The sequence below is a fragment of the Protofrankia sp. CiP1_Cm_nod1 genome (assembly GCF_920888515.1).
In the GTDB taxonomy this organism is placed as follows: Bacteria; Actinomycetota; Actinomycetes; order Frankiales; family Frankiaceae; genus Protofrankia.
The window spans coordinates 1-8,868 of sequence record NZ_CAKKTM010000392.1; the positions used below are offsets into that span (position 1 = coordinate 1).

Sequence of the window (8,868 nt, forward strand, 5' to 3'; positions counted from 1 at the left end):
GGGGCGAAGCGGACCTGCCAGTCGGTGCCGGCGGCCAGCCCGGTGAGGATGTGTTCGTGCGCGTTGCGGGCGAACGGGCAGCGGTAGTCCCAGGTGACGGTGAACGCAAGGGCCATGAACCCTCCAAGCCGCCGGACCCGCACCGCATTTCCTACCGGCTGGGTGAAGAATCCGGAGCGGCGCGCTCGCGCTCCTCACGCCTCACGCCTCATACCGACCCTTGGCCACGCTGCCCACGTCTACGGCGACGACGCGCGCCTCGATCTGAAATTCAGGGGAGATCGGCATCTGCTCAGTCTGCCAGTATGACTGAACCGCTTCCGCGTCCCCCGCCGACCGCACCGGCCATGGATGGTTACCGGATGTGCCTGCGTACTTCGGCTGCGAACTGGGGTAGGCCGGTGCGTTCGAGCAGCGGGAGCAGCGCGGCGACGGTGGTGGGTTCCCGGCGGTAGGACGCTGCCTGCTGTTCGAGTACCTCGAGGGTGCGGCCTGGGTAGAGATCGAGCTGGTCGAGGAGGAACTCGTCGGGGTGGATGGCCGCGATGTCGTAGGGCTTGAGCGTGGTTTCCGGGAAGTCGCGGAGGTTGAACGTGACCATGACCTCGGCGCCCGTGCGGACGGCGGCGGCCAGGACGTGGCGGTCCTTGGGATCGTTGGTCATGCCGTCGATGAGGTGTTCGTAGCCGGTGACGGTCGCGTCGGGGAAGTATCGGCGCATGTGGTTGATGCGCCGGTCGACGCGGTCGGCCGGGACGCCGGCGTCGACGACGTTGCGCCGCAGTTCGTCGAGGATGTCGGCTGACCACAGGGGCCGGTAGGCCTCGGCTTCGGCGAGCCGGAGCAGGGTGTCACAGAGGTAGGCCGGGTAGAGCACGCAGGCGTCGAGCAGCGCGGGGAACGTCACGGCCTCTTACCGGGTTGATGTGGGGGCCGCGGTCAGGGTGTAGAGGTCGTCCTCTTCGGCTTCGGCGGCCATCTGGTCCAGTGCCTGGCGGCGTTCCCGGCGGGTGCGGTCGCGGTAGTCGAGGATGTCGCGGAGCATGACGCGGCGGTGCCGGCCGCGCATGGTGTAGGGAATTTCACTGTCGGTCAGCAGGCGTACCAGAGTGGGGCGGGAGATATTGAGCAGGTCGGCGGCTTCCTGGGTGGTGAGCATGGTGTTGTGCGGGGCGATCGAGATCGCCAGGCCCTGGGACAGAGCGGTCACGACGTCGTGCAGGATTCCGTAGAGCTCGTCGGGGATGTCCATCTTGGAACCGTCGGGGCCGACCAGCCGTGCGCGTGCGGGCTCCTCGAGCCCGGCCAGGCGGCGGGCGAACCGGGCGAGGGTGGAGTTGTCCGCGGGTGGGAGGACTGTTCGCTCTCGAATCACGGTGGCCACGACTCCAGGCTACTTCTATTCGAAAAATCCACAAACAGGTCGCGGCTGGGTGGAGGTCGCGCGCGGAGACCGGCCGCAGGTCGCCCGCGGCCCGCGGTCGCAACGGGTGACCGGTGTGCCGGCAGTCCGTCACCGGGCGGATCTGCGGATGCGACTGGAGTCCATGAAAATAGTGGATAAAAGTAACATTTTGACAACTCGCCGGAGTGGCAGTTCGTGACGTAGAGCGACCATCGTGTGATCCTGCGGGTGAGCATGATCTGCACGTCCTCGTCGGCGTCGTACCGCTCCCGGCCACGCCGCACCCGGACCGCGATCTTCTCCGCCGCGTCCAGGATGTCCGCCAGCCGCTCCTCGTCCCGCCGCACAGACAGCCGTTCAGACCGGCACAGCCTCGGCGAGCACCCGGTCACGGATACGCAGCTTCAGCCCGCCCTCGGTCGCGACCTGCGTGAACACACCCAGCAGGTCCTCCACCGCGAGCGCGAAAGCCGCCATGTCGAAGTATCCATGACCAGGCCCGACATCGATCAACAGATCCAGATCGCTGGACCCCGTGGCCTCACCACGCGCCACCGACCCGAACACCCGCACATTCCGAACCCCGAACCGACGCCCGACAGCAAGAATCTCCTCGCGATGCGCACGCACCTCGTCCGAACGTCACCGGAGGCCGCTCCCCCGCTTGCGGGCATCCCTCCCGGCTCAGGCGTCACTTAGGATCTGTAATGAAGTAACAAATGCATCCCCGGGAGCGTCTTCGCAGGTCACGGACCTACAGAAGGTTCAAGATGAACAGGTTATTTCATTCCGCCTCCTTACCTCCTGCCCGGACGGTCCGCCGGCAAACCGGGCAATACCGCTTTCGTGAACAGCGGTATCAAGCTTCACTGCCCATAGGAAGGATCGAACTCGCCGGAAGTCGACTCGGGAGTGCGCGGCCGGAGGCTGTTCGGCGTGCCGCGCATCCACCCGCTGCTGGGTGGCGGATCTCCGCTGTACTTCGAGCCGTTTGACGTCGATAGATGGTTGCAAATCACTGTAATGGGGATGCAGGTCGCGATGGTCGCCGTCGTCGGGGTGGACCTGCGTCAGCCAGGAATCCGCGCTAGCATGACTGCCATGTGATTATGCAGGAAGACGGCGGAAGGGTGAGAATTATGGCCCGTTTGTCCGAGCAGCTGGCCTACCTCTCGAGGCGTGCCAAGGCAGCCGAGGGTGCTGCGGATGCTGCCGAGGCCGAGACCCGCGAGGAGCTGGCGGCCAAAGTCGAGCAGGCTCGCGCCAACGCCGAGCGGCACGCGAGCGAGCTTCGCGAGAAGGCCTCGGACGTGACCCAGGAGGCTTCCAGTCGGTGGCGCGAGATCCAGGACCGCTGGAAGGACCACGTGAGCAAGGTGCGTGCTGAGGTCCAACAGAAGCAGACCGAGCGCGACGCCCAGCGTGCCGAGCGGCGCGCGGAGTACGCGGAGGACGACGCCGTCTGCGCGATCTCTTTCGCTATCGCCGCTGTGGAAGAAGCCGAGTACGCCGTCCTGGACGCCACCTTGGCTCGCGCCGACGCTGCGGCCGTCAGCACCTGATCCTCATCTCATTGCCCCGGATTCGGTTGGCGACGCCCTGCTCGGCTTTTGCGCGCGGGCGTGGCTCGGCCTGTAAGACCTGGCAGACATCCCGCCGTCAACGCAGGGGTGCTGTTCGCCGACGCCCGCCGCATCGCCGGGTTCATCGGCTTCTGGTTGGCAGGCAGGGGCCGCGAGACCGCGTGCTTGGTCAGTCGGATCGATCAGGACCACATCCACCGTCAAGCCAGCCTGGGCGCATTTCACCGCGGCTTGCCTTGCCCTGTTCAGATCGGACAGACCGTCGGTCACGAGGAGAATCCGCACAACCAACGGTCTTGGGGCGAGTCCCTCGCTGTGCTGCCGAGCGCGGTCAGGCGCCGCGGCGATGTCGGTCCCATTGTCCGGCCGCGATGGTCATGGGTTAACGTGCGTATGCAGGCACAGCGCGTGCTGGGCGAGCCGGCTGGTGTGCGCGGTGACCGCCAGCCGGGCCGGGAGCCGCTGGCGGCGCCGATCGCCTGCCCTACGCTGCTGTCTCCTCCCGAGAGCACGCGCGCCACGCGAGGGACGATGCCGAGACGACTCGAATGTCACTCATGGTCACTATTTGCGTCAACTGGGCGAGGGCCATTGTTCCGTACGAACCGGCCAACGGGGTCACTACCTGCTCGTTCGCCGGGCACCCGATCGTCCCGATCGATAGGTCGAACCTATCGACCCAGGCCAGACGTCAACTACGCAGCGTGGTGGACCTAACGCACCACAACAAGAACCGTTCGATCACGGTTCCGGGTCCCGAAATCATCATCCGCCCGGTCGCCACGCGGTCACCGACCTGGGACGATTCCCGGTGACCACGCCGACCGGAACATCATCTAGCGGATCGGACGGATGTTCCGTATACCTGGCGGGTTCCAAGGTTCCGGTCCGTAGCCATCCACCGGCAGAACCAGGAGCTGGGCGACGGGATCCGCCTCATCGACAGAGCCGGCTCACCCGGCGGCTATCAGGTTGTCCGAGGCGGGCCAGAGCGGGGCCGGCTTCAACGTGCGCCGCCAGACCTACCGGGTGATCAGTCGCATCGACGACGGGGTGCTGGCCGCGACAGTCGCCGCGGTCGAACCCAGCCTCGCCCAGCGGATGCGCACCGGGAATGTGTTGCAGTTGTTGCAGTTGTTGCAGTTGGAGCAGATGAGGCAGGTGGGGCAGGCATGACCGAGCTGCTGCTACGCGATGCCGAGGCTCTCCACCGCGCCTTGGCGACGTCCGGTGGAGAGGTGAGGGTGGCGTTCTCGCGCGAGACGGCCGAGCTGGTCTCCCGGCTGCTCGACGCCCGGGTCAGAGGCGAGGAGCTCGTCGCGGCCCCCCGCGCCGCCGAGGTCACGCCGACGGAGGCAGCGGTGCTGCTAGGGATGTCACGTCCCCAGGTCCGCAAGCTGATGGACCGCGGCCTGCTGGAGTTCCGCAAGGTCGGCGCCCACCACCGTGTGCGCGTCTCGTCGATCCGGGCGTTCCTGGAGAACGAGCGCCCGCGACGGCGCGAGGCACTCGCCGAACTGGCCGCCGTGCAGAACGAACTCGGCCTGACCGAACGACCCCCGTCCGCGAGACCGACCTGATCCGCGTCGTTCTCGCGGACGCGAACGTGCTCTACTCCCGAGTCCTGCGCGACTACCTTCTCTACGCCGCCGACCAGGAGATCATCGCCGTTGCCTGGAGCCCTGCGATCCTCGCCGAGGCCGTCGAACATCTCAGACTGAACGTGGCCCGCTTCGACCGTGCTGCCGCCCAGCGTTTGGTGACAGCGATGAACCGCGCGTTCCCCTTCGCCGAGGTCGAGCCCGCCGAGGCGGATTTCCGCGCACTCGCCGACGTGTGGCTACCAGACGAAGACGACCGGCATGTCCTGGCCGCGGCCGTCGCCGCGGAGGCGAATGTGCTCTGCACATGGAACGTCAAGGACTTCCCGGCCGACGCCGCGGCGGCCGCCGAATCGAGGTGCTCACCCCCGACGAGCTGCTCTGCCGGCTCGTGGCAGAATACGAGCCACAGGTGCTCGCCGCTCACCGAACGGCTGTCGCGTCCCTGACCGGCGCGACCGACAGGTCGACGACCGCGGCCCTGCGCCGAGCCGGGGCTTCGACAACCGCCGATCTGATAGAGCGCCTCACCGGAAGCTACTGAACCTCCATCGGCGTCCGCACGGCGGCGCATGCCAGCGGCATTGTGTTCGAGGGTGTCTCCGGGTCAGACAGGAGCCCAGCCACGACCTGCCGGATCTCGCCCCAGAACGCCGCGAGCGACCTGCGCGCCGGTCAGTTCCAGCCGCGCGGACTCGCCACACACGGGAGCCCTCCATCCGCAGCCTCACTCGGACCGCCACGCGGTTGAACGACTACCACCAGGAGTCGACTGCTGCGGAGCCACAGGAGGCTCGAACCACCTGCCTGGCCCGCCGACCTGCAGCTTCGACGGGCGCGAGCACGTCCAAGACGTGAGAACCGCCGGTAGCGGAACCCGTAGAAGGTCTGGGTCGCAGCGACCGACATCACGGCCCGGCCAAGGACGGCGGCCAGGTAGCGGTTGCCCTTCCCGGTCCGGGCGGGCTTGGCCCGCCCGGCGGACTCCCGGTCCTTCGGGGCCAGACCGGCCCAGGCGGCCAGGTGGCCGGGGGTGGGGAAACGGGACGCGTCGACCCCGACCTCCGCGATGATCGCCTGGGCGGCGGTCGGGCCGATCCCGGGAATCTCGGCGAGGCGTTCGGTCAGGCTGAGCCGCCGGCCCGCCCCGGCGTCGGCGCCGGTCGACGCCGGGGGGCCTCGGCCGAGGGGTCGTCCGCCGCCCCACCGACGATCTCCCCGGTGTCGGAGTGGACCTGGCACGGACGTACCGCGCGGTCCTCGGACTCAGCGGGCGTGACCGGGCAGGGACGTCCAGCGGTCCGGGTCGGCGCCGCCGAGCCAGCGGTCGATGTCCGCGCGCCACCACACCCGGGTGCCGCCCCAGGCCCGGGTGCGATTGACCGTCGCGGCCGGCGCGGGCGCGACGGGATCGATCCGCAGCCGACGGTCGACGGCCTGCCGGGTCAGACCGAGGACGACGGCGATGTCGGAGGACCCCACGAATACCGGCGGCTCATCCACGGGATCCGACGATAACCGGCCCGGTCACGGATCCGCTCCGGCTCCGTGATGGCGACGCTCCCGCCGGCATGAGCAGACCACGCCCATGACGTCACGGCTGCTGACCAGCCACGATGACAACCGCGATGAGGTGGCTCGGGCGGCCGAGCATCATCCGGCCGTAGCCGCGACCGATACCTAGTAGTACTAGACGAGCAAGTCCGAAGTCTGGGCTCGCGGTGGCCGGGCATAGGGAGAGAGCTTCAAGGCCCTGCTCGGCCACCACAGCGAGACCCGCTGGCTGCGCCACGCCCGGGCGCACCTGGTCGGGGCCCCTGCCTGCCCGGCCAGCCCGGCCAGCCCGGCTACAACAAGCGGCTGACGTCGGCGTTGCCGCTGGTCAAGACCTCGGCGCCTGGGGAGGGCCCCAGCCATCGGCGTCGTCGGTGAAATCGGCATGGGGCTCGAAGGCGAGGCTCCGGACGTATCCCACGCGCCGAAGACAATGTCCGCGGAGAGTTCGATCGGCACGTCTTGCCATCCAGCGAGGTAGGCAGCGAAGTACGTGGGCAGGACTGGGATAACTCGACGTCGGTCCTGATGTCAGGGCCGACATCCACCAGGTACCCGCACGCCGACACTCTGTTCCAGCGATGCTTGCGGGCGACCAGCACGCTAACAGAGCGAACCAGCGTCAACGTCGCCGACCACCGCGCACGCCAGTGGGCAGGAACAACGAGCAGAGGGCACGGTGGCGGGGCAGCCCATTCTCCTCGGCGGCAAGACGCTCCGCGGATCACGCGGTTGCGCGGCCGATGCATGGCACCTGCTCGCCACCCTCGACCACGACCGGGGTCCCGTGTTCGGCCAGGACGACGTGGAAGCCAAGACCAACGAGATACCCCAGCTCCTCGTCCTGCTCGTTCGGCGAGGGTGACGTCGTGGACCTTGTCATGATCTGCTGAACAGCAACTTACCAAAACGCTGCAAGCCGCCCGGCGGATTCTCCCGCATGCCGTTCCTTTGGCCACGCTTGACTCTAATTCGAATTAGGTATAGAAAGAGTAAAGACAAAAAGTACACCGCCAGGAGCGGCGCGGTACGGCCAACGAACGCCAACGCCGCAGGGTGCGGTCCGGTGGAACCTCGAGGGGAGCTGTCCGCATGACGAACTCCGCATGACGAACCTTCCCGATGCCGTCGAGGCGATTCGTGCGTTCACGGCCGGACCGGCCCCGGCGACGTCCGTCGCTGCCTCGCACTCCTCGCGGACGACATCGTCCGCTCCGAGGGTGCCGCCAAGACCGGGGCGATCCAGGTCCCGCTCAACACCTACCTGCGTGGAGGCCTCTTGCGCCACCAACTCACGGAGACGGCGGTTGAACAGCGATCGGGGTGGCCGGCTGGCGGCGAGAAAGTACGTCGCGGCCGGGGAATCCCTGCGTCTGCCCAGGTCACGGGCTATTTCGCGCCGCCCGTGTACACGTACAGCGTTGGAGCCGGGTCGCACAGCACCAACAGCATGGAGACTCCTTCCGAAATCCCGAGAGGGGCCTTGACAGGGTACGCGGTAGCCTTACTGAATTGGTTTCAGAGTTTCTACTTTCCGTCTCCTTCGCCGGTGAAGTTGGCATTGGCGGCCTGCTGCGTCGTAGGCGGAAAAGTGAGGCTGCGCCGGGCAGGAAGGATCCGAAGCTCATGGCTCGTGCGGCTCTGACGTCGGCTACGCGGTCGACCCTCGATCTTTTGGCTGAATACAACCTCAGTCAGCGTTGCAACCTTCTCATCGGGAGCAACACGATCAGTGCCGAGGGGGCGATGTTGGGTTTTCTGCTCGACCGTCTGCTGCAGCGTGCACAAGCTCGGGGTGGGCCCTACCGAACATTCTTCACCAACTCAGGTGTCGAAGCGGTCGGGGCGGCCATAAAACTGTGCCGGCACTCGTCGGTGCGGCACAGGAGGGCTAATGACGGTAGCGTCCTCATCGTCGATCCAGAGCAGGATCTGCGCGTCTTCTTTGATCCCACAGAGCAGGGTTCCTCACAGAGTCTCGCACCGGGACTGTGCTTCGTCGAGTCTCTCGACGTGGCGGCTGACCGACTAGCGGAAAAGGCCTGGTCGGGCGTGATCGTCGCACGCTCAGAATGGGAGGCTCGGCCCCGCCTGCACGACGCTTTCGCCGACGCTGGACACGAATCGGGCGCCTTACTCGTCCTCTCGAATCTCGGCCGCGACTTGGGCGGCACGTACTTCAGTCAGAGCGGGATACAGGCCGACGCCCATATCTTCGGAGAGGACCTCTCGGCTCGACAGCTTCCTTTCGGATGTCTGACCATGAGCCAGCGGGCTCATTCAGTGTGGAACAACATCAAAGACGCCGCCGCGCATACCACCACTTTCGGCGGGGCCGCCGTCTCACTTCGCGCGGTACTGGAGGCGCTGGATGCCGCTGACCTGATCGAAGCCGAGGACAAGATTGTCCTCAAGCGTATCGAAGGTACGATGACGGCGCGGGTACGAGCATTCCATCACTACGTGAACCCCCCGATGGCCCGTCTCAACGACGCCATGGGAATGGCTCTCGACATCAAGAGCGCACTAGGTAGCCGGCTGGTGCTCTCCGACGGGCGGGAGATCATCGATTCCGGTGGTGGATCGGGTAGCAACTTACGCGGCCACAACCCTCCGGACCTGGTGGAGAACGTCCTCACCGCGCACCGCCCGGACGGGCGCTACTACGATCAGCTTGAGTCTGTGCTGCAGGTACTGACGGGGTATCCACACTCGGTGCCCGCCG

At 66.9% G+C, this 8,868-nt stretch carries 10 protein-coding genes and 2 pseudogenes; 6 read left to right on the forward strand and 6 right to left on the reverse strand.

All coding sequences use genetic code 11. The annotated features are described in order from the left end of the window. Positions 1-355: 355 nt before the first annotated feature. The 3 genes from NBX02_RS17705 to NBX02_RS17715 form a co-directional block, all read right to left on the reverse strand. Positions 356-907 carry a PIN domain-containing protein gene (locus NBX02_RS17705; protein WP_250292283.1) on the reverse strand — a complete coding sequence of 184 codons (552 nt, stop codon included), beginning with the start codon at positions 905-907 and terminating at the stop codon, positions 356-358. A gap of 6 nt (positions 908-913) precedes the next feature. Then, positions 914-1,384, reverse strand: a complete 471-nt coding sequence (locus NBX02_RS17710) for a helix-turn-helix domain-containing protein (RefSeq protein ID WP_250284568.1) — start codon at positions 1,382-1,384, stop codon at positions 914-916. Between the two features lie 378 nt (positions 1,385-1,762). Further along, entirely contained in the window at positions 1,763-1,978 is a 216-nt protein-coding gene (locus NBX02_RS17715; protein WP_250292286.1) for a nucleotidyltransferase domain-containing protein, read from the reverse strand. A 566-nt stretch (positions 1,979-2,544) separates the two neighbouring features. On the opposite strand from NBX02_RS17715, the gene NBX02_RS17720 reads away from it, so the two are divergent. The 4 genes from NBX02_RS17720 to NBX02_RS17735 all read left to right on the forward strand — a co-directional run bounded on the left by NBX02_RS17720 (position 2,545) and on the right by NBX02_RS17735 (position 5,038). After that, positions 2,545-2,967, forward strand: a complete 423-nt coding sequence (locus NBX02_RS17720; RefSeq protein WP_250292288.1) for a YtxH domain-containing protein — start codon at positions 2,545-2,547, stop codon at positions 2,965-2,967. A 993-nt stretch (positions 2,968-3,960) separates the two neighbouring features. Next, a complete protein-coding gene (locus tag NBX02_RS17725; RefSeq protein ID WP_250284573.1) occupies positions 3,961-4,164 on the forward strand; it encodes a hypothetical protein in 204 nt (67 codons plus the stop codon). Then, positions 4,161-4,568, forward strand: a complete 408-nt coding sequence (locus NBX02_RS17730; RefSeq protein ID WP_250284575.1) for a helix-turn-helix domain-containing protein — start codon at positions 4,161-4,163, stop codon at positions 4,566-4,568. The genes NBX02_RS17725 and NBX02_RS17730 overlap by 4 nt, the downstream gene beginning before the upstream one ends. Then, the gene (locus NBX02_RS17735) at positions 4,568-5,038 is read left to right on the forward strand and encodes a PIN domain-containing protein (protein WP_445548512.1); all 471 of its coding nucleotides are present in this window, start codon (positions 4,568-4,570) and stop codon (positions 5,036-5,038) included. The genes NBX02_RS17730 and NBX02_RS17735 overlap by 1 nt, the downstream gene beginning before the upstream one ends. A gap of 226 nt (positions 5,039-5,264) precedes the next feature. Here NBX02_RS17735 and NBX02_RS17740 read toward each other — a convergent pair whose 3' ends face one another. Together NBX02_RS17740 and NBX02_RS17745 are read right to left on the reverse strand one after the other, a co-directional pair. Then, positions 5,265-5,831, reverse strand: coding sequence for an IS110 family transposase (locus NBX02_RS17740; RefSeq protein WP_250284579.1), 567 nt, complete (start codon positions 5,829-5,831; stop codon positions 5,265-5,267). Between the two features lie 24 nt (positions 5,832-5,855). Further along, positions 5,856-6,071, reverse strand: a complete 216-nt coding sequence (locus tag NBX02_RS17745; protein WP_250284580.1) for a hypothetical protein — start codon at positions 6,069-6,071, stop codon at positions 5,856-5,858. Between the two features lie 265 nt (positions 6,072-6,336). Here NBX02_RS17745 and NBX02_RS23365 point away from each other — a divergent pair. After that, positions 6,337-6,476, forward strand: a pseudogene (locus tag NBX02_RS23365) (IS982 family transposase); the annotation flags it as partial. A 391-nt stretch (positions 6,477-6,867) separates the two neighbouring features. Here NBX02_RS23365 and NBX02_RS17750 read toward each other — a convergent pair. Next, on the reverse strand, positions 6,868-7,026 hold the full coding sequence (locus NBX02_RS17750) for a hypothetical protein (RefSeq protein ID WP_250284581.1): 159 nt from the start codon (positions 7,024-7,026) through the stop codon (positions 6,868-6,870). 743 nt (positions 7,027-7,769) lie between these two features. Here NBX02_RS17750 and NBX02_RS17755 point away from each other — a divergent pair. Continuing rightward, positions 7,770-8,868: pseudogene (locus NBX02_RS17755) on the forward strand (hypothetical protein); the annotation flags it as partial.